Below are 20313 nucleotides of genomic sequence, written 5' to 3' on the forward strand. Positions count from 1 at the left end.
AGGGACTGATGTGCAGGAAGTGCTGAGCCTCAAGCAGGCCCGGCGGATCGCACTGGCAGCCCAGGGATTGGACAAAGTACGGCCCGCCGGACCCGTGACTGCACGGGCGGTGGGCCGTACTTTTGCCCGGCTCCAACTGGTCCAGATCGACTCCGTCAACGTGCTGGCGCGGAGCCACTACCTGCCCTTCTTCTCCCGGCTGGGCAACTACGACCGCTCCATCCTCCAGCGCATGGCGGGTACCCACCCGCGCCGCATGATGGAGTACTGGGCCCACGAGGCCAGCTTCATCCGCCCCGACCATTTCCAGGACCTGGTCCTGTGGCAAAGCCGGAAATGGGTGGGGGCGCACTCCATGGACCCCGAGCTCAGGAACGGTGTCGCGTCCCGGGTGCTCGAGGCACTGGCCGCCGGCCGGCCAATGACCGCCGCCGAACTCACCGCGCACCTTGGCTATGTGGAGGACCGGCAGCAGGACAACTGGGGCTGGAACTGGAACGCCGTGAAACGGGTGCTGGAGCACCTCTTCGAAGCGGGCCTCATTTCGGCCGCGTCCCGCACGGAGTCCTTTGAACGGCGCTACACCCTCACCGCCAAGGTCCTGTCCGGGCGGCCGGAGGAAAATCCGGAAGTCCCGGACGCCGGGGCGGACCAGGAGGCCGCGCTGGTACGCCTCATCGATGCCGCCGCCCGGGCCCACGGCATCGGCACGCTGCGCTGCTTTGCGGACTACTTCCGGACACCCATGCGTCCGTCCGCCATCGCAGTGGACCACCTCCTCGAAGCGGGACGGCTGCTGCCCGTCACTGTGACCGGCTGGAACAAGCCCGTCTACCGGCACGTCGAGGCGAAACTGCCCCGCACGGCCACCGGTCGCGCGCTGCTGAGCCCCTTCGACTCGCTGGTCTTTGAGCGGCAGCGCCTTGAGGCCTTGTTCGGTTTCCACTACCGCATCGAGATCTACACCCCGGAGCCGAAGCGCCGCTACGGCTACTACGTGCTGCCCTTTCTGCTGCGCGACGGGATCGTGGCCCGAGTCGACCTCAAAGCCGACCGGGCCAACGGCCTCCTGCTGGCGAGGGCTGCCCACGCGGAACCCGGCGCCCCCGCCGACACCGCCGTCGAACTCGCTGCCGAACTGCAGCTCATGGCAGAGTGGTTGGAACTGGACCGGGTTGTGGTTTCCCAGAAAGGGGACCTGGCACCGGCGCTCGCAGACGCCGTGTCCGGGGAGGAAGCGGTGTATCCGCTGAGAGGGAACAGGCGTAACCGGCCCTGCGTCTCTCCCGTAGACTAAACACGCCAGAATTCGGCAGCTTGAGACTGGGAGCAACTTCACGTGGCATCACTTATCGAAAAACTTCTCCGCACGGGTGACAAAAAAACCCTGAGGCAACTGCGGAACTATGCCGATTCCATCAATGCCCTGGAAAGCTCCTTCCAGACCTTCAGCGACGCAGAATTGCGCGAAGAGACGGACCGGCTCCGCGCGCGCCACGTCGACGGCGAAAAGCTCGATGACCTCCTGCCCGAGGCGTTCGCCGCCGTTCGCGAAGCCTCGTCCCGCACCCTCGGGATGCGCCACTTCGACGTCCAGCTGATGGGCGGCGCCGCCCTGCACCTGGGCAACATCGCCGAAATGAAGACTGGTGAAGGCAAAACCCTCGTGGCCACCGCTCCGGCCTACCTGAACGCCCTCGCCGGCAACGGCGTGCACGTCATCACCGTCAACGACTACCTTGCCGAATACCAGTCGGACCTCATGGGCCGTGTCTACCGCTTCCTGGGCCTGACCAGCGGCTGCATCCTGTCCAACCAGGACCCGGCCGTGCGCCGCGAACAGTACGCCGCCGATATCACCTACGGCACCAACAACGAATTTGGCTTCGACTACCTGCGCGACAACATGGCGTGGGACAAGTCCGAGCTCGTCCAGCGCGGCCACCACTTCGCCATCGTCGATGAGGTGGACTCCATCCTCATCGACGAGGCACGGACCCCGCTCATCATTTCCGGCCCCGCCCAGGGCGACACCAACCGCTGGTACAGCGAGTTCGCCAAGGTCGTCACCCGGCTCAAGTCCGAGGAGGACTACGAAGTCGACGAGAAGAAGCGCACCGTCGGTGTGCTCGAGGCCGGCATCGAGAAGGTCGAGGACTACCTCGGCATCCACAACCTCTACGAGTCCGCGAACACCCCGCTGATCGGATTCCTGAACAACGCCATCAAGGCCAAGGAACTGTTCAAGCGGGACAAGGACTACGTCATCCTCGACGGCGAAGTCCTGATCGTGGACGAGCACACCGGCCGCATCCTCGCCGGCCGGCGCTACAACGAAGGCATGCACCAGGCCATCGAGGCCAAAGAAGGCGTCGAGATCAAGGCCGAGAACCAGACCCTCGCCACGGTGACGCTGCAGAACTACTTCCGCATGTACGGCAAGCTCGCGGGCATGACCGGCACCGCCGAAACGGAAGCCGCAGAGTTCATGAGCACGTACAAGCTCGGCGTCGTCGCGATCCCCACCAACCGGGACATGACGCGCATCGACCAGGCGGACCTCGTCTACAAGAACGAGGCCGTCAAGTTCGACGCCGTCGTCAAGGATATTGCCGAACGGCACGAAAAGGGCCAGCCGGTCCTGGTCGGCACCACGAGCGTCGAGAAGAGCGAATACCTCTCCCGGCTCCTGGCCAAGGAGGGCGTCCGCCACGAGGTCCTGAACGCCAAGAACCACGCCCGTGAGGCCGCGATCGTGGCCCAGGCAGGCCGCAAGGGCGCCGTCACGGTGGCGACCAACATGGCCGGCCGCGGTACCGACATCATGCTCGGCGGCAACGCCGAGTTCACCGCTGTCGCCGAACTGGCCAAGCGCGGGCTGGATCCGGAAGAGAACTCTGAAGAATACGAGGCCGCCTGGCCGGCCGCCTTCGAGGCCGCCAAGCAGTCCGTCAAGGACGAGCACGAGGAAGTCCTCAACCTCGGCGGCCTCTACGTGCTGGGCACCGAACGGCACGAATCACGCCGGATCGACAACCAGCTCCGCGGCCGCTCCGGCCGCCAGGGCGACCCGGGCGAGTCCCGGTTCTACCTGTCGCTGACCGATGACCTGATGCGCCTGTTCAACTCCGGCGCGGCGGAACGTCTGATGAACAGCTCGGTGCCGGACGACGTCGCCCTCGAATCCAAGCTCGTCTCGCGCGCCATCGCCTCCGCCCAGGGCCAGGTGGAGGGCCGCAACGCCGAACAGCGCAAGAACGTCCTGAAGTACGACGACGTTCTGAACCGCCAGCGCGAGGCCATCTACGGCGACCGCCGCCGCATCCTCGAAGGCGACGACCTCCACGAAAAGGTCCAGTTCTTCCTGGAAGACACGATCACCGCGTTCATCGAGCAGGCCACCGCAGAGGGCACCGGCGACGACTGGGACTTCAACCTGCTGTGGTCCAACCTCAAGACCCTCTACCCGGTGAGCGTCACCCCGCGCGACCTCATCGACGAGGCCGGCGGCAAGTCGCGGATCACGGTCGACTTCCTCAAGGAAGAGATCCTCTCCGACGCCCGCCTGGTCTACCAGGCCCGCGAAGAAGCCATCGGGCACGAGAGCATGCGCGAACTCGAGCGCCGCGTTGTGCTTTCGGTGATCGGCCGCAAATGGCAGGAACACCTCTATGAGATGGACTACCTGAAGGAAGGCATCGGGCTGCGCGCGATGGCCCAGCGCGATCCCCTGGTGGAATACCAGCGCGAGGGCTTCATCATGTTCCAGGCCATGATGGAGGCCATCCGGGAGGAAAGCGTCGGCTTCCTGTTCAACCTTGAGGTCGAGGTGACGCCCGCCGAGGACGTCGTCGTCGCGGACGCCGCGGGCCAGCACACCGAGCACCACGAACCGCAGATCCATGCTGCCGGGCTGGAGGCCCCCGAAAAGCCGGCGCAGCTGCAGTACACGGCCCCCGGCGAGGACGGTTCGGCCCAGACCCGTGTGGAGGCCAAGGCCTCCGGCCGTTCCGGCAACCCGGCCAAGGCCGGGCAGGATGCCCCGCGCCGCGCCAACAAAAAGAAGAAGCGCTAGCCGATCGGCTGCTGCCGACACGGGCAGCCTGGCCTAACGGCGCAGTAATGACAGAGGACCGGAACATGAGTTCCGGTCCTCTGCCATTACTGCTGCCTCCTCCTTCCGTCGCTTCCCTCAGCCAGCCCCCAGCCCGTTTGAGTGATCTTCCGCGTTGGTTGTCAGCCGATTTCCAGCACAGTGACCCGCCAGGCGAGCCTGCTTCGCTCCAGCCGCAGGGCGACCGCCCGCACCCGCAATTCCTCGACCACGACGGCGCTGGCCTCGTAGATGTCAGCGGATACCCGGCAGGCCCGGACGGAGCGGACAGAGGCGTTGCGGTGCAGTCGTCCCGCCGTCGGTGACGCCCCGCACGGCACACGCCGGGTCAGGGCGGCCCGGTGTTGGAGGGCCGCGAGGCAGCGCTCGTCGAGCCGCCGGGCAAGTTGTTGTGCCGGCCGGGTGCCGGCCAGCACTTCGATGGCGGCCTGAACCGTGCTGCGGGAAATCGCACACACCTCCCGTTCCTCATCGGCCCTGCGCGGCAGCGGCGCTGCCGGAACGCGGGGACTGGCCGGCGGCGCGGCCGGTGCCGCACCGCACGGAACCAGGTGCAGAGGCGGGGGGATCGATGGGACGGCGTCCGCGGTGGCGCGGGGGCTGGTCATGGCGGTCATGGTGCTTCCTTTGCTGTTGGGGTGTGCGGTTGAACGTCTGCCGTTTCGTCACGTCGTGCTGGTGTTCTTGATTCGGATTCAGGGCCCGGGTGGCAGCTTGAGCACCTGGCCCGGCCGCAGAAGGTGTGGGTTGCCGCCGATGATGTCCCTGTTGGCCTGGTAGAGCCGCGGCCAGTCGAGGGCGATGTCGACGTCGGAGGCGAACGGCCCCAGACGGGCTGCCGAGAGGCTCCACAGCGAGTCCCCGGGGCGTACTGTCACCTCGCTTGCCTGCTCCGCGGGTTGCTGGTGCCGCAACGGGCGCCCCGCCAGCGGACCGGGTTCGACGACCGGGCTCAGCGGCCGCCACTGGGGATTCGCGACGGCCGGGGCTTCCGCTGGGGTTCCGGGTTGTGGCGTAGGCCCTGGTGCCGCTGTGTCGGGCGCCGCCGGAGTCGCAGCCGCGGCCGGGACCGCCGTCGGCGTCCATGCCGCGGATGCTGCGGATGCTGTGGATGCCGCGGGCGCGCCGGGGACAGGCGGTGCGGTGGAGGCTGCGGCCAGCGGTGCGGTGAGGAGTTCGAGTCCGACTGCCGCGAGGGCGAGCCGGCGCATAAAGGCCGGGGCGAACTTTCCGGCTGCCGAGGCTGCGCGGACGTTCCCGCTGCGCTCCAGGAAGGCCGCCGCGGCAGCAATGGCCAGGGACATGGCCCACCAGGCGATCACAATCAGGCCGGCCGTGTTCGCTGCGATACCGAGCTGGTCTTCGAACCCGGGGGACTGGTGACGTGCCGGGGAGGACCGCCAGCGCTGGACGAGGCTGCCTCCCGTTCCGGCGAGGAAGAGCCCCAGCAGCAAGACGACGGCGGCCATGGCCGCGTCGGCGGTAAGCACGCGCCGTTGCCTGGATCGCGGAAACTCTGCTGCCCTCATGGTGGTCCGCCTTTCATCGGAATATCGCCTGTTTGATGCTATTTGATATTGTTTGATGTATTTAGATCAATCTTGAACCCTGTTGGTAATTTTTGTCTACAGTTATTTCTCGAGGGTGCGGTTGACCCTTGAGCAGGCCGCGCCTACGCTTTCGCCATGCGCTGGGATGCCCTCTTTGACGACCTGGAGACACAAATGGCTGCCAGCGAGCGGCTGGATCTCGACGCGGAAGTGACGGAGCGGACGCGGGCGGAGGCGGCAGCGGTGGAGCTCGCGGACCGGGTGCGGGGTTCGCTGGGGCTGCTGATTGTGGTCCAGCTGGCGTCGGGATCCACGGTCGAGGGAACCTTGAGCCACGCCGGAAGCCAGGCGCTGGTGCTGGACGAACCACTGCACCAGGTGCTGGTTCCCTATGCCGCGGCGGTGCGCTACCGCGGGCTTTCGCGGCTGGCCGTACCCGAGTCGTCCAGGGTCCGGCAAAGACTTGGCCTGGCCAGCGCCCTGCGCGGGCTGGCACGGGACCGCGCCGCCCTGGCTGTCCTGCTGACCGGTGGCTCAGCGGGGGAAACGGTACTCCACGGGGTGATTGACAGGGTGGGGCGAGACCACCTTGACCTGGCGGTCACCGGAGACGGCGAGGACCGGCGGACGGCCAACGTCCGCCAGGTGGCGACCATACCCTTTGGCGCGCTGGCCGGGATCAGGTCGGCCCGGACGCCAGGTTACGCAGTGCAGGATTAGTAGGCCGAGGTGCCATGCCGCGCACGGCAGGCCCCACTCAGCGGGTCTTGGACTTGGCTTCTGCGATCATCCGGCTTGCTTCGGCGTACCGCTCCTCGATGTACTGCTCGAGCATCTTCTCCTCAACACGCCACTGGCCGCGGCCGCCCACCTGGATCGCCTTGAGCTCACCACTGCGCACGAGCGCGTAGGCAGCCGGGGCGTTGATTTGGAGCTGCTCTGCAACGTCGGCAAGGGTCAGGAATCGGGGCATGCTTTCATTTTGCCACCGATGACTCCATCTGAGGGCGTTATCCACAGTTTGCACTTCTTTGGTCCTGCATCTTCCCGTCAGGGCACGAAGGCGTAACAATGATGATGCCCGGCCAGTGCCAGGCGGCGACGACGGGGGGGAGCATGCGCATGAGTGTGGGCACGGTAACCGGCGGGGCGCGGCTGAAGAAACCATCCTGGAAAGACCCCAGGCTACTCATTGGCATCCTGCTCGTCCTTGCCTCCGTCGTGGGCGTCATCTCCCTGGTCGGAGCGGCCGACCAAACCGCCGAGGCCTACACCGCGCGGGAATCGATCGCCGTGGGTGAAAAGCTGACCATGGACAAACTGAACCTCGTCAAGGTCCGTCTGGGCGACGTCGAGCAGTACTACCTGACTCCCGCGACCGGTGTGCCTGACGGGCTCGTTGCCGTCCAGAGAATCGGCAAGGACCAGTTGGTGCCGCGCGGCAGTTTCGGCCAGCCCGATGGCCTGGACCGGAAGCCCGTGGCAGTCACCGTTGATGAGGCCCTGCCGGCGCAGGCAGCGGCCGGCTCCCGGGTGGATGTATGGGTGGCACTGCCCGATAGCCGGAACGGATTCAGTCAGCCCACCCTGCTGCTGCCGGGCGCAGAAATCGCCCAGGTCACTCCGGGCAGCACAGCGCTGGGGTCTGCCCGGTCCACGGTCGTGATGGTGCTGGTGACGGACGCGCAGATGCCGAACCTGCTGGGCGCGCAGGCCAATAAGTCAAAGATTTCAGTGGTCTGGAACCCGGGGGGTGCTGGCTCGTGAGCATCCCGGTAGTCACCGTCGGGGACTCGCGCGAGGACCTGGTCGGCCGGCTGGAGCGCCTTCACGGCCCGGTGTCGGTCGTCCGGCGGTGCCACGAACTGGCGGAACTGCTGGCGGCGTGCCAAGGCGGCCTGGCCCGTGCCGCGGTCGTAGCCCAGGGCAGCGAGGAGCTGACGGCGTCGCTGGTCGACCGGCTGTCCGCCGTCGGCGTCGCCGTCGTGGCCCTGACCGACAGACCGGAGGAGAAGGACCGGCTGCGGGGGATCGGCGTGGCCACCGAACTCACCGGGGTCGACGCCGCCACCCTTGCCGGCCGCATCACGGGGGCAGTCGCACAACTGGCCGGCGCGGACCCGCGGCTCCGGCCGGAGGGAAACCCCGGCTTTGCCGACGCCGGCCCGGCATCCGGCCCCTCCGGCGGCACTCCCGCGGAGGTGCCCGATCGGGCCGGTGCGGGGCAGATCATTGCGGTTTGGGGGCCCGCGGGTTCGCCGGGCCGGACTATGCTCGCCGCCAACATGGCGGCCGAGCTCGCCGCCGAGGGAAAGTCCGTGCTGTTGGTGGACGCCGACAGCTACGGCGCCAGCGTCGCAGCAATGCTTGGACTGCTGGACGAGGCCGCCGGGATCGCGCAGGCCTGCCGCCTGGCGGACCAGGGCCTCCTCGACCCGGAGGCGCTGCTCAGGATCGCTGCCCCGGTGGTGACAAAGGCCGGTACTTTCCATGTGCTGACCGGAATCACCCGGGCGGACCGCTGGACGGAACTGCGTGCGGCAGCACTGTCCCTGGTGCTGGCCAGGGCCAGGCAGGTGGCTGAAGTCATCGTGATCGATACGGGGTTCTGCCTCGAGTCCGACGAAGAACTGAGTTTTGACACGATGGCTCCGCGCCGGAACGCCGCGACGCTGCGGAGCCTTGAACTGGCGGACACAGTGTTCGCGGTGGGGGCGGCTGACTCGATCGGTGTCCCGAGGCTGGTCCGTGGCCTGGCTGAACTTGACGCGGCTGTTCCCCATGTGACCCCGCGCGTGGTGCTGAACAAGGTCCGTCAGTCCGCCGTGGGACGGTCCCCGGAGCGGCAACTACGCGACGCGTGGGAGCGGTATGGCCCCACAGCACCGCTCTTGGCGTTCCTCCCGGCTGATCCGGTGTCGAGTGACGCGGCGCTGCTCTCGGGATCGCTCCTGCTCGAGGCTGCGCCTGATTCCGCTCTTCGGAAGGGCATTGCCGCACTGGTTTGTGCACCCGTCCAGCGAAACAGCCGATCCTCTGTATTTTCTTCCACAGCGAGGCGTCGGGTAAAGGGCTAGGCTCGCTTTGAGGGCCGCAACGAAGCGGCCATGAACTTTTTTGATGGAGGCGTTTGTCGATGTCGTCTGGGTCCAGCGTGGAGGATCAACCCGTTTCGATCGGTGCCGGAGAAGGCTACCTGAGGGACTACTACGAGCACCTCGCCGAAGAAGACGCCCGGGCGTATCCCGAGGAGTTGCTCGCTGCACGCGCAGCGATGCACCGCCACACGGCGGCGACCCGGTTCCCGGGCAGCGCCAGCATTACCATCTCCGACGAAGCCGACCGCAGTGTCGTCTACATCATCACCGACGACATGCCCTTCCTCGTTGACTCGGTCAACGCGGAACTGGTCCGGCAGAATGCCCCCATCCACCTGGTGATGCACCCGCTGTTCGTCGTGACCCGCAACCGTGAGAGCGGTGACCTCGTCAAGGTCTCGCGGGTTCCCTCGCACCTGGGCATCTCCAGTGGCGACACTGCGGCCATGCCCAACCTGTCGCACCTGATCGCCCAGGGTGACAACGCCTCCCACATGGAATCGTGGATCGCCGTCGAAATCGACCCTGTCGACGACGCGAAGCGCGCGGCGCTGACCGAGGGAATCGGGCGGGTGCTCGCCGATGTCCGGGCCGCCGTCGAGGACTGGCCAAAGATGCGGAACAGGGCTCTCCAGATCGCCGAGGGCCTGGACAAGCTGGCCGATGCCGCGCAGATCGCCGAACTCCGCCAGGCCCAGGAGCTGCTGCGCTGGCTCGATGACGGGAACTTCACGTTCCTCGGATACCGCGAATACGACCTCAAAAACGAATCCGGCGAGGACGTCCTGGAACCCCGCGAAGAAAGCGGCCTCGGGCTGCTGCGCGGCGGCGCCGACACCCCGCACCAGATCCAGCACCTCACCGAGACCGGCCGGAAGAAAGCACGCGAAAAGCGCGCCCTCGTCATCACCAAGGCCAACTCGCGCTCCACCGTCCACCGCTCCGCCTACCTGGACTACATCGGGGTCAAGAGCTTCGACGCGGCCGGCAACGTCAACGGCGAACGCCGCTTCATCGGACTCTTCGCCACCACGGCCTACGCCGGATCCGTGCGGGACATCCCGGTGGTCCGCGAGAAGGTTGCCGCGGTGCTCAACGATGCCGGCTTCCCGCCGGACTCGCACTCGGGCAAGGACCTCCTGGGCATCCTCGAAACCTACCCCCGCGACGAGCTCTTCCAGATCGAAATCCCCGATCTGGCCGCCATCGCCACGGGCATCCAGCGGCTTCAGGAACGGCGCCGGACCCGGCTGTTCCTCCGCCCGGACATTTACGGCCGCTTTATGTCCGCCCTCGTGTACCTTCCGCGTGACCGGTACACCACCAACGTGCGCCTGCGCATCGAGCAGGAACTCCGCGAAACCTTCGACGCCGTGTCCATCGACTACGAGGCGCGGATGACCGAATCCGCACTGGCGCGGCTCTTCTTCCGGATCAGGCTCCCGAAGAACGCCGATGTCAGCAACGTCAACAGCGACGACCTCGAAAAGCGGCTGGTCCGGGCGGCCCGCTCATGGAGTGAAGGCATCGCCGAAGTCCTGCACGCCCGCGCCGACGGAGCCGGCGGCCTCAAGGACGACGGCGCCAAGGAGCTTGCCTCGGTCTGGGCCGAGGCCTTCCCGGCGAGCTACCGCGTGGACTACGAGGTGGAAGATGCCCTGGAGGACATCGCCCGCTTCGAAAAGTACGGCGCCCTGGCCGAACGCGCCGGGGAAGCCGTCAAGGAACAGCCTGGCGTCCATGTCTACCTCCCCGACGGCGCCGGAGCAACGCTGGAAGAGGACGCCCGCGTCAAGCTCTACATGCTCGAGCCCAAAAGCCTGAGCCAGATCCTGCCGTACTTCCACAATCTGGGCCTGGAGGTCCTGGACGAGCGCCCGTTCGAGATCGAAACAGCGGACCACCGCGACTTCTTCCTTTACGACCTGGGCCTGAAGTACCCCGCCGGGGTGGACCCCCTCAAAACGGGGCAACTGCTCGCCGACTCCTTCGGCGCCGCGGTCTCCGGTGCCGTGGAATCCGACAGCTTCGACCGGCTGGTGCTGCGCGAGGGCATGCACTGGCGCCAGGTCGTCGTGCTGCGCGCCTACGCCAAGTACATGCGGCAAATGGGCAACACCAACTCCTACGGATTCCTGGCAGACACCCTGCTGGCCAACCCCGATGTCAACCGCGGGCTCAGTGCCCTGTTCGAAGCCCGCTTCGATCCGGCACTGGGCGAGGACGCGCGCCGCATCAGGCAGGACGAGGTCCTCGCCGGACTGGACGCAGCGATCGAACAGGTCGCAACCCTCGACGCCGACCGAGTGCTGCGGACCTTCAAGAACCTGATCCAGGCGACTCTGCGGACCAACTACTACCAGAACAAGGCGCACCTGAGTTTCAAGCTGAACCCGTCGGCGATTGAGGGCCTGCCGTTCCCGACTCCCATGTTCGAGATCTGGGTCTATTCGCCCCGGGTCGAGGGTGTGCACCTGCGTTTCGGCAAGGTGGCCCGCGGCGGGCTCCGCTGGTCGGACCGCCGCGAGGATTTCCGCACCGAAATCCTTGGCCTGGTCAAGGCCCAGACGGTCAAGAACGCCGTGATCGTGCCCACCGGCGCCAAGGGCGGGTTCTACGCCAAGCAGCTCCCGGACCCGGCCTCGGACCGCACCGCGTGGATGGCGGAGGGCATCGAAAGCTACAAGACGTTCATCCGCGGCCTCCTGGACGTGACCGACAACCTCGTGACGACGCCGGAGGGCGAGCAGCTGGTGCCGCCGGCCGCTGTCGTCCGGCACGACGACGACGACTCCTACCTCGTGGTCGCGGCCGACAAGGGAACGGCGTCGTTCTCCGACATCGCCAACGGCCTTGCCGCGGAATACGGATTCTGGCTCGGCGACGCTTTCGCCTCCGGCGGCTCGGTCGGCTACGACCACAAGGCCATGGGCATCACGGCCCGCGGTGCCTGGGAATCCGTCAAGAGGCACTTCAGCGAGCTTGACCTGGACACCCAGTCCGAGCCGTTCACCGTTGTCGGTGTCGGCGACATGTCAGGCGACGTGTTCGGCAACGGAATGCTGCTGTCGAAGCACATCCGGCTGCTCGCGGCGTTTGACCACCGGCACATCTTCCTCGATCCCACCCCGGACGAAGCGGTCTCCTTCGCCGAGCGCCGGCGGCTCTTCGAGCTGCCCCGTTCCTCCTGGGACGACTACAACAAGGCACTGATCAGCGAAGGCGGCGGTGTATTTGCCCGCCAGTCGAAGTCCATACCGGTCTCGGACCAGGTCAGGTCCGCGCTGGGACTGCCCGACGGGACCACGAAGCTCAGCCCGCCCGAACTGCTGCGCGCGATCCTGCTGGCCCCGGCCGACCTGCTCTACAACGGCGGAATCGGCACCTACGTCAAGGCCAGTACGGAAACCCATTCCGAGGTCGGCGACAAGGCCAACGACTCCATCCGAGTCGACGGCCGCGACCTGCGCGTGAAGGTGGTCGGCGAGGGCGGCAACCTGGGCATGACACAGCGTGGCCGCATCGAAGCTGCCCTCCAGGGCGTCATCCTGAACACTGATGCGATCGACAACTCCGCCGGGGTGGACTGCTCCGACCACGAGGTCAACATCAAGATCTTCGTGGACCGGATGGTGGCCGCGGGGAAGCTCGATCCCGCGGAGCGATCGGAGTTCCTGGCCTCGATGACCGACGAAGTCGGCCGGCTGGTGCTGGAGGACAACATCGACCAGAACATCCTGCTGCTCAATGACCGGATGCGGGTCTCCGAATGGAGCCCCAGCTACGAACGCCTCATGGACTGGCTGGAGAAGTCCGCCGACCTCAAGCGCGACCTGGAAGCGCTGCCGACGACGGCGACGCTGCGGGAGAGGCTGGAGCAGGGCCAGGGTTTGACCTCGCCCGAGCTCTCCGTACTGGCGGCCTACGCCAAAATCGAACTCGCCTCGGCACTCCGGGACAGCGACTTGTCCGAGGACCCGTGGTTCCGGGCGACCCTGCGGAACTACTTCCCGCAGCAGTTGCGGGACAGGTTCGATGCTGACCTCGACACCCATCCGCTGCGCCGCGAAATCATCGCGACGGTGGTGGCGAACGACATGATCAACATGGGCGGCATCACCTTCGCGTTCCGTGCCATGGAGGAAACCTCGGCCTCCGAGGCCGCCGTCGCAAAGGCCTTCGTGGCCCTCCGTGAAGTCTACGAACTGGACATCATGGTCGGGGAACTCAACGAGCTCCCCGCGTCCTTCCCGACGGAGCACTGGAGCACTGTCCACCTGGATATCCGCCGGCTTCTGGACCGGGCCGTGCGGTGGGTCCTGAGCCAAAGCAACGCCTCCCGGCCCATTGCCGAGACCGTTGCCGAGTTCAAGCCGCTGATGGATCCGATGCGGGCACGCCTGCTGGACTACCTGCGCGGCGACGACCGTGCCCGGGTGGCCGAATGGCTTGAGAAGGCGCGCGGCTGGGACCTGCCCGAGGATCTGGCGCACCGTTGGGCAGAACTGTTCGAAAGCTTCGTGCTGCTCGACATCGCCAAGATTGTCCACGTCAGCCCCGAACCCGTCGAGAACATCGCCCACGTGTACTACGTGGTGTTCAACCGGTTCCACGCCGACTCCCTGCTCGAACGCATCACCAAGCTGCCCAGGAAAGACCGCTGGCAGGCCCTGGCCAGGGCGGCCCTCCGTGACGATCTCTACTCGACAGTTTCGGACATGACGACGGCGGTGCTGGAGACAACGCCTCCGGAGATGCCGGCCGAGGAGCGGCTGGCGGCCTGGGAAAGCCAGAATGTTGAGCAGCTGGACCGGGCGAAGAGCATGTTTGAAGAGGTGAACGCCCTCGAGGCCGATGACATGGCCTCGCTGTCGGTAGCATTGAGGCTCTTGAGGTCAATCGTTCGACGCTAGGCAGCTGCCGCTCCCCGCGTCGCAAAATGGAGGTGCTGTGGCAATCTTTACGGACCCTATCAGGGAGCATGCTGATTTCGGGCCGGGGGATGCCGAGTGGCTGCACCTCCTCGTCGGCGACTGGCAGATGGTCGCGGACTTGGCGTTCGCCGACCTGGCGCTGTGGTTTCCGCACCCTGAATTCGGCTACGTGGCGCTTGCCCACGTCCGCCCCTCCACCACGCATACGGTGTTCCACGCCGACTTCGTGGGGGAGGGGATCAGGTCGGACCTGTTGCCGCTCGTCAACAAGGCGTGGGAGAGCCGAACGATCGAGCGCTCCAACGAGACCAACTGGAGTAGCGACATGGCCCTCCGGGTCGAAGCCGTGCCGATGGTCCGGAACGGCCGGACGCTGGCCATCGTCACGACCCACATGGACCTCTCCAGCTCCCGCATGCCGTCGCGGCTGGAGCTGACCTACCGGCAGTGCGCCTACGACCTGCTGCGGATGGGGACGCTGGGGCTGTGGCCGGACTTCGCCTCGCCCACCGGTTCCCGCCGCGGCGCGCCCCGCGTCGGTGACGGCCTGATCAGGCTCGACGCCGAGGGCATCGTCCAGTACGCGAGCCCCAACGGCGTCTCGGCCTTCCGGCGGCTCGGCGACGGCGAGTCGCTCGAGGGCCGGAGCCTGGCCGAATTAACCGCGGGCCTGCTCAAGGACCGCCGCCTGGTGGACGAGACCCTGCCGCTCGTTGTCACGGGACGCATGCCATGGCGCAGTGAAATCGAGTCCCGCGGGGTCAGCCTGTCCCTGCGTGCCATTCCCCTGCGGGATGAACAGCAGCGCTTTGGTGCCCTGGTGCTCTGCCGCGACGTCAGCGAGTTGCGGCGCCGGGAGCTGGAACTCGTCACGAAGGACGCCACGATCCGGGAGATCCACCACCGGGTGAAGAACAACCTGCAGACCGTTGCCGCGCTGCTTCGGATGCAGTCACGGCGCATGGTCAGCGACGAGGCTAAACAGGGACTCGAGCAGGCCATGCGGCGGGTGGCCACGATCGCCCTCGTGCATGAGACGCTGTCGCAGGGCCTGACCCAGAGCGTCGACTTCGATGAGCTCATCGGCCGCCAGTTCCGGCTCTCGGCCGAGGTTGCGTCCCCGTCGCAGCAGGTCAAGACCGCGCGCTCCGGACTCTTCGGCGAACTGCCGAGCGACTTCGCCACCCCGCTGGCCCTGGTGATCAACGAGCTGGTGACGAACGCCGTCGAACATGGCCTGGAGGGCCGCACCGGAACTGTCTGGCTGATCGCGGACCGCTCCGAAAGCGAGGACGGGGAGGAGCTGCTCACGGTGACGGTGGCGGATGACGGGGTCGGCATTCCCGCTAAACCCTATGTGGAGGGACTCGGCCTGCAGATTGTGCGCACCCTGGTGACGAGCGAGTTGGGCGGCAGTATTCAGTGGAAGGCCAGGGAGGGCGGCGGAACGGCTGTCCAGATTGTCTTGAGCCTGGCCAAACCGTAGTTGGCCAGCCGGCCCGTGCCTGTTGCGGCGGTTAACCGGCAGTGGCCGCAGACTGAGGTCTGCGGCCATTGCTGTCCTGCCGGTGAAAGCGGGCCGCCGGTTTCGCCGGCGTCAGGATCCTTGTGTCAGGAGGCGCGGCGGGCGCGGGCTGCGCGGCGCTTCAGGGCGCGGCGCTCGTCTTCGCTCATGCCGCCCCACACGCCGGCGTCCTGCCCGGACTCAAGGGCCCACTGAAGGCAGGTGTCGACGACAGGGCATCGACGGCAAACACTTTTGGCTTCCTCGATCTGCAGGAGGGCAGGACCGGTGTTTCCTACGGGGAAGAAAAGCTCCGGGTCCTTGTCAAGGCACGCTGCGCGGTTACGCCAATCCATGCTGATCAGTCACTCCATTCCTGGGAACTCGTTAAATGCCTTTGTGAAATTATTCACTAGAGGCTTCATAAGAAAGGGGCCCTCTGGGGCCCCCTCGGTCATCTGGATTAAGCGTGTCATGTTAACGCTGTGTAAACAAGGGGTACTTGGCTGCAAAATACCTTGGAATCGTGAGCGATGCATCACATTGGCTGGCGGCGGCCTCACATCTAGACGACTGTGTCCGGTACTGTGCCAGTGTGTCAAGAGCCTCTGAAAACCCCTCCGAACCTCCCCGCGACGGCGATACCGCTGGGTCCCCCGCATGCGGGGCCGGCGCTGGCGCACCCGCCCGGCCCGCGGGAATCATGGTGATTGCGGTCATCGTTGCACTGGAAGCGACGGCGCTGCTGGTGGCAGCCATCTGGTACGGAAGCCAGCTGCTGACCGGGGCCCCCGTGCTCTCGTTCTGGGGCGCGGTGTTCACGCTGGGGCTCCTCCTGGCCTTCTCCGCCTGGCTCTTTGCAGTGTCGACCTTCCTGTTCCGCGGCTACCGGTGGCCGCGTGCCGGCGCGCTGGTGGCGCAGCTCTTCACACTCACTATCGGCTTCCCCACGATGTCGGGCGGATACCCCGTGGCGGGCCTGGCCATGCTGGTGCCCGCGGTTCTCGCCATCATTTTGCTGTTCGACAGGCGTGTCATCGCCTTCGCCTCACGCGCTGGCGGGGCGCCGCCCGCCCTTTAGGCTGCACTCTCGCCGGAGCCTCACGGACTGAGGCTGCCCTCTGCGGCAGGATCGAACGCCAGCTGCACCGTCCGTGCCCGCCCGTCCGAAATCAGCACTGCGCGGCCCGGGGGAGGGCTCTGCTCGAGTTCGAACCTGACCCCGAACAGGTCTCCGTCCATCAGCGTCCTCGGGGCGATCAGGACCCCCCGCCCCTGACCAACCGCAATCTGCGTCAGCGGTACCCGCTGCCGAACAGCCGGGTTGAAGCCGGCAGTCAGGACCACGCGCCATCCGAGGCTGTTTAGCAGGAGCAGCCGGCTGTTCGTTTTGGGCGACTGCAGATCGAGGTCGTCCATCAGGAGAATCGCCTTGGGGTCCAGTGTTCCGGTGAGGGCGGCATCGTGGGTCCCTGACCAGTAACTCTCCGGATCGGTCGCCGCCAGGGGCCGGAGACAGCTGGCGGCCGGATTGAGGCCAGGCAGGGCCGACAGCAGCGAGCTCTTCCCTGAAGCATGGCCACCGAGGACGGCAAGAACGGCGCCGGGAGGCAAATGGAGGCCTGCCGGGAGGAGTTCGTCGCCCCCGACCCCGAGGCACAGATGCCCGGGCAGGGGAGGAGACTTCGAAGCCGGCGGTGTGCCGGCAGGGTCTATGGCGGCGCCGCCGCTGCCTCCAAGGCCTGGCCCCGCCCGGGAGCGGACTTCGGCGACCGTCACCCTTTGAGGCAGGGGTTCGATGCGGAACGGCCGGGTCCGCGCGGCCGGGAGGGCCTCGCCCCGGATGGGCTCGTCCAGGATGGCCGGGGGAACAGGATCGAAGAGCTGTCCCACGTGCCCGGACAGCGAAGGCGCGATGGAGATTGGCCCAAAAGCGACAACCCGGCCGACAGCCGCCTTGGTGGCAGGCAGCCGGGGCCAGGCGAGCCGCCCCTCTTCCGTTGAGCCGGCGGGCAGGAAGATCCGGTTCGGAATGGCCGCGAAGAACCGTGACGTCACGAGCTCGCGTTCACCCGCCACAAGTACCGTGATCCCTGCCCTTGCGCCGTCGCGAACGATGTCCAGGACCAGATCTTCGGCCCAAGCCAGCGGGCCGGATCTGAACGCCGATACCCAGGACCCCCAGCCGCACAGGGCGAGGACGAGGGCAGGCGGGTCTGCCGTACCGATGGCGCTCAGACGCCGGGCCATTTCTTCCGAGACGCGCTCCAGCACCCGCGCGGCCCGGCGGAGTTCGTGCAGCCCGGCAACTGCCCCGACCCTGGAGGCGCTGATTAGTGCACTGAATGCACCGGCAGCGTCCAGGATGTATACGTGCGATTCGTCATCGCAGGTCACGAGCTGATCCACGATGAGCCGCAGGACGGCATCTGCACCTCCGTTGAGCCCCGGGATAAGACCCAGGTGGCCGTCTGTGCCCGGATGCCAGCCGAACTCGGCGACGCGTTGCTCCCCGGGAAGGTCCAGCAGCCCCAGCCTGATCCGGTTGCGGCGGCCGTCCGCGGGAAACGGCACGCTCCCGGGGAGGGGCTCTGCGACGGGGCGGCCCGGTTTCCCCCGGCCGGTCGCCTCCCACACGGCCGCCACTGCTTCCGTCAGCCGTGTCAACGCCGCCTGCGACGGTGGCGGGGTGGTGCCGTCCGCCTGGTCAGGGAACGGACCCGCCGGCGCGCCGTTGAGGAATTCCATCGCCTCCATCACAGTTGGGCTGCCAGGCATCTCTTGCAGGGGCGGCGTGACCGTGGCCGTCTGGAACTCCTCCGGCGCTTCGTTCCCGCGGACCAGGTAGGCGCGGCCCGGACGCGTAATCGGGATCGCTGCCGCCAGCCGGGAATTGATGATGTCGATGGATTCCAGCTCGGACTGGACCCTCAACGCGATGCAGCTGGTCACGTTCGCACGGATGTCCGCGGAAACGGCGCCCTGGGGGCGCTGGGTTGCCATGATGAGGTGTATCCCCAGTGAGCGGCCGATGGCAGCAACCCGCATGAGCTCGGCAAGCGCTTCCGGTGCCTCATCAACCAGCATCCGGAATTCGTCGATGATGATCACCAGATGGGGCAGTGGCTGCCCCACTGGACCAAGTGACTCGTAGCCCGGGAGATCCGCGGCCCCGTACGCGGCGAGGAGTTCCTCCCGGCGGCGGACTTCGGCCCGCAGGGAGACCAGGGTGCGGGCCATTTCATCAAGGTCGAGATCCGTGAGGAGGCCGACGCAATGTGTGAGGCCAGCCAGCGGGCGCAGGCCCGAGCCGCCCTTGAAATCGATGAACAGCAGGTTGACGCGCTCGGGTGGATGGGCCGCCGCCAACCCCGCGGTCAGAGTCCGCAGCAATTCCGATTTTCCGGAGCCGGTGGTGCCCGCCACTAGGAAATGGGGACCGTCCGTCGTGAGATCCAACCGCAGCGGGCCGGAACGTCCGATGCCGATCGTGACTGGAAGGCCCGGCGCGATCGCGGATGCGGTCCAGCGCAAGGTGATGTCCGCCGCCGAGACCGGGATCAGTGCGCCCAGGGAGCAGGCAGCGGGGAGCCCCGCCGGGGGAGTTGCCTCGGGGGCTCGTGCCCCCAGGCGGCGGCAGTTGCGGTCGAAGACGCCGGCGGGAACAAGATCGGGAATGAACTCCAGCGGGGAGTCGGCCGATGAAAGCCGGCCGGTGCGTTCATTGAGCACGATGGCAGTACCGGCTGCCGGAGCCGCCGCCGGATCACCGGAACAATCGAGCACCTGCCAGCCGCCGCTGAGCGCTGCGGCGCATAGTCCGGCGGTTCCCCGGGCCGTGACGATGATCAGCACCCCGCGCTCAGACCCCGGGCCCGGACCGGCGGCAAGGGTTTCCAGAGTGAAACTTTCCTGCGCGGAGAGCACCGCAGCCGGCAGGAAGCGCGCGGCAAGCAGCGGCGGGGTGGGCCCGTGAATGAGGACCCTGGTCTGCCGGGCCGCGGGGTAGCCGGCAAGCTGCAAAACGATGGACCTGACCATTCCGGCGACAGCTGGTTCCGGCCCGCGAAGAGTCGTCACCGATGTTCCGGGATCAAGGGTTACAGGCATGAGTCCAAGCAGCGGAGGCAGCAAACCGAAATCCGGCGGTTCCAGCCTGATATTCGCCCTTTGTTGTGCCTGTCCCAGCCGCAACCACACCGGACCCGTGGGCGTGGCAGACACCTTCGGAGAGCCGGGTTCCGCGAAAGATCCTGTCAGGGACAGTACGCCGGCGGATGGCGCGGCCCGCCGTCGTCGGTCCTGGTCCGCACGCACGGCCGCGGCGACAGCCGCCCTCAGCTCGCGGCGCTGCCTTCGGCCCGCAACGACAGGCACCAACACCGAAACCGCGGACACGGCGGTGAAGGCCAGGAAGATCCACATGCCCGTCAGGACGGCCAGGCCCACACCGATGGCCAGGGGCAGAACCGCAGCGAGCAGGAGGGCCGCCTTGTTGCTGTGCGCCGTGGGATTGCTGACCACTAGCGGTTCCGTGACATCGGACCCGGCATCGCCGGTGATTCCGGGAGTACCGCCGAAAGCAAGTGACATGGACGAGCCGCCGCAGTGAATCATGGAATCCGTGGAGATTGTCGCCGTCACTACTTTCCTTCCGTCGACGCGGATCCCGTTGGCACTCCCAAGATCGAGGAGGGTGACGGCGGCATCAGTAACGTCGAGCAGCGCATGTTCCCGGGACAGCTCGGCATCCGGGATGACAACCTCGGTGCCGCTGCGTCCGATCCGGAACCGCCCACGCCGCAGCGGAAAGATCAAACCGGCACCCGGCCCGCTGTGCACGGCAAGTACCAGCGGTGCTGCGTCGTGGACAGTGGACGGCACGGCGCCATCCACCAGCACGGCGCCATTAACGAGGGGGCGTTCGCCGACTTTCAACGCAGCCACCGGGACCCGGGCCACCGTCAGCTCCCCGGTCCCGTAGCGCGAGGAGACGGCCGCCTGAAGTTCCACGCCGGGGCACCCGGCGGGTACTTCGACGGCCAGCTCCAGAGGTCCGGAGGTGAGTGCGGACCCCGGAGCCGGAACCAGGGTGCAGTGCAGCATCATTAAG

General features: G+C 67.0%; 13 protein-coding genes. 8 read left to right on the forward strand and 5 right to left on the reverse strand.

All coding sequences use genetic code 11. The features are described 5' to 3' along the window. The first annotated feature begins 10 nt into the window (after positions 1 to 10). On the forward strand, positions 11 to 1297 hold the full coding sequence (locus GXK59_RS04375; RefSeq protein ID WP_160664677.1) for a winged helix-turn-helix domain-containing protein: 1287 nt from the start codon (positions 11 to 13) through the stop codon (positions 1295 to 1297). A 42-nt stretch (positions 1298 to 1339) separates the two neighbouring features. Then, entirely contained in the window at positions 1340 to 4075 is a 2736-nt protein-coding gene (gene secA / locus GXK59_RS04380) for a preprotein translocase subunit SecA (RefSeq protein ID WP_160664679.1), read from the forward strand. A gap of 161 nt (positions 4076 to 4236) precedes the next feature. Here secA and GXK59_RS04385 read toward each other — a convergent pair whose 3' ends face one another. After that, a complete protein-coding gene (locus GXK59_RS04385) occupies positions 4237 to 4731 on the reverse strand; it encodes an Rv3235 family protein (RefSeq protein ID WP_160664681.1) in 495 nt (164 codons plus the stop codon). 78 nt (positions 4732 to 4809) lie between these two features. Beyond that, positions 4810 to 5604, reverse strand: coding sequence for a LysM peptidoglycan-binding domain-containing protein (locus GXK59_RS04390; protein ID WP_160664682.1), 795 nt, complete (start codon positions 5602 to 5604; stop codon positions 4810 to 4812). Positions 5605 to 5799: 195 nt separating this feature from the next. Between GXK59_RS04390 and GXK59_RS04395 the strand changes: the two genes are divergently transcribed. Beyond that, positions 5800 to 6384 (forward strand): hypothetical protein, encoded by a 585-nt coding sequence (locus GXK59_RS04395; RefSeq protein ID WP_160664684.1) that lies wholly within the window; start codon positions 5800 to 5802, stop codon positions 6382 to 6384. A gap of 37 nt (positions 6385 to 6421) precedes the next feature. On the opposite strand, the gene GXK59_RS04400 is transcribed toward GXK59_RS04395, so the two are convergent. Then, positions 6422 to 6637, reverse strand: a complete 216-nt coding sequence (locus GXK59_RS04400) for a helix-turn-helix domain-containing protein (RefSeq protein WP_024367836.1) — start codon at positions 6635 to 6637, stop codon at positions 6422 to 6424. 149 nt (positions 6638 to 6786) lie between these two features. On the opposite strand from GXK59_RS04400, the gene GXK59_RS04405 reads away from it, so the two are divergent. From GXK59_RS04405 to GXK59_RS04420, 4 genes are read left to right on the forward strand one after another with little or no spacing between them, the layout of a single operon-like run. Continuing rightward, the gene (locus GXK59_RS04405) at positions 6787 to 7431 is read left to right on the forward strand and encodes a hypothetical protein (protein ID WP_160664686.1); all 645 of its coding nucleotides are present in this window, start codon (positions 6787 to 6789) and stop codon (positions 7429 to 7431) included. Beyond that, entirely contained in the window at positions 7428 to 8741 is a 1314-nt protein-coding gene (locus GXK59_RS04410) for an AAA family ATPase (protein WP_160664688.1), read from the forward strand. Before GXK59_RS04405 ends, GXK59_RS04410 begins: the two co-directional genes overlap by 4 nt. Before the next feature lie 59 nt (positions 8742 to 8800). Then, entirely contained in the window at positions 8801 to 13675 is a 4875-nt protein-coding gene (locus GXK59_RS04415) for an NAD-glutamate dehydrogenase (RefSeq protein WP_160664690.1), read from the forward strand. 37 nt (positions 13676 to 13712) lie between these two features. Next, a complete protein-coding gene (locus GXK59_RS04420) occupies positions 13713 to 15182 on the forward strand; it encodes a sensor histidine kinase (protein ID WP_160664692.1) in 1470 nt (489 codons plus the stop codon). A gap of 125 nt (positions 15183 to 15307) precedes the next feature. On the opposite strand, the gene GXK59_RS04425 is transcribed toward GXK59_RS04420, so the two are convergent. Further along, entirely contained in the window at positions 15308 to 15556 is a 249-nt protein-coding gene (locus GXK59_RS04425; protein WP_003804966.1) for a WhiB family transcriptional regulator, read from the reverse strand. Positions 15557 to 15795: 239 nt separating this feature from the next. Here GXK59_RS04425 and GXK59_RS04430 point away from each other — a divergent pair, with 239 nt between their 5' ends. Then, positions 15796 to 16281 (forward strand): hypothetical protein, encoded by a 486-nt coding sequence (locus tag GXK59_RS04430; RefSeq protein WP_443094260.1) that lies wholly within the window; start codon positions 15796 to 15798, stop codon positions 16279 to 16281. Between the two features lie 20 nt (positions 16282 to 16301). Here the strand turns inward: GXK59_RS04430 and GXK59_RS04435 are convergent, their stop codons facing one another. After that, positions 16302 to 20309 (reverse strand): FtsK/SpoIIIE domain-containing protein, encoded by a 4008-nt coding sequence (locus GXK59_RS04435; RefSeq protein ID WP_160664694.1) that lies wholly within the window; start codon positions 20307 to 20309, stop codon positions 16302 to 16304. Between the last annotated feature and the right edge of the window lie 4 nt (positions 20310 to 20313).

It is taken from the genome of Pseudarthrobacter sp. ATCC 49987, assembly GCF_009928425.1.
GTDB lineage: Bacteria > Actinomycetota > Actinomycetes > Actinomycetales > Micrococcaceae > Arthrobacter.

Coding starts and splice junctions, on each gene's coding strand:
- GXK59_RS04385 (WP_160664681.1), bottom strand. CDS start 4,731: ATGACCGCCATGACCAGCCCCCGCGCCACCGCGGACGCCGTCCCATCG.
- GXK59_RS04395 (WP_160664684.1), top strand. CDS start 5,800: ATGCGCTGGGATGCCCTCTTTGACGACCTGGAGACACAAATGGCTGCC.
- GXK59_RS04400 (WP_024367836.1), bottom strand. CDS start 6,637: ATGCCCCGATTCCTGACCCTTGCCGACGTTGCAGAGCAGCTCCAAATC.
- GXK59_RS04405 (WP_160664686.1), top strand. CDS start 6,787: ATGAGTGTGGGCACGGTAACCGGCGGGGCGCGGCTGAAGAAACCATCC.
- GXK59_RS04415 (WP_160664690.1), top strand. CDS start 8,801: ATGTCGTCTGGGTCCAGCGTGGAGGATCAACCCGTTTCGATCGGTGCC.
- GXK59_RS04425 (WP_003804966.1), bottom strand. CDS start 15,556: ATGGATTGGCGTAACCGCGCAGCGTGCCTTGACAAGGACCCGGAGCTT.
- GXK59_RS04435 (WP_160664694.1), bottom strand. CDS start 20,309: ATGATGCTGCACTGCACCCTGGTTCCGGCTCCGGGGTCCGCACTCACC.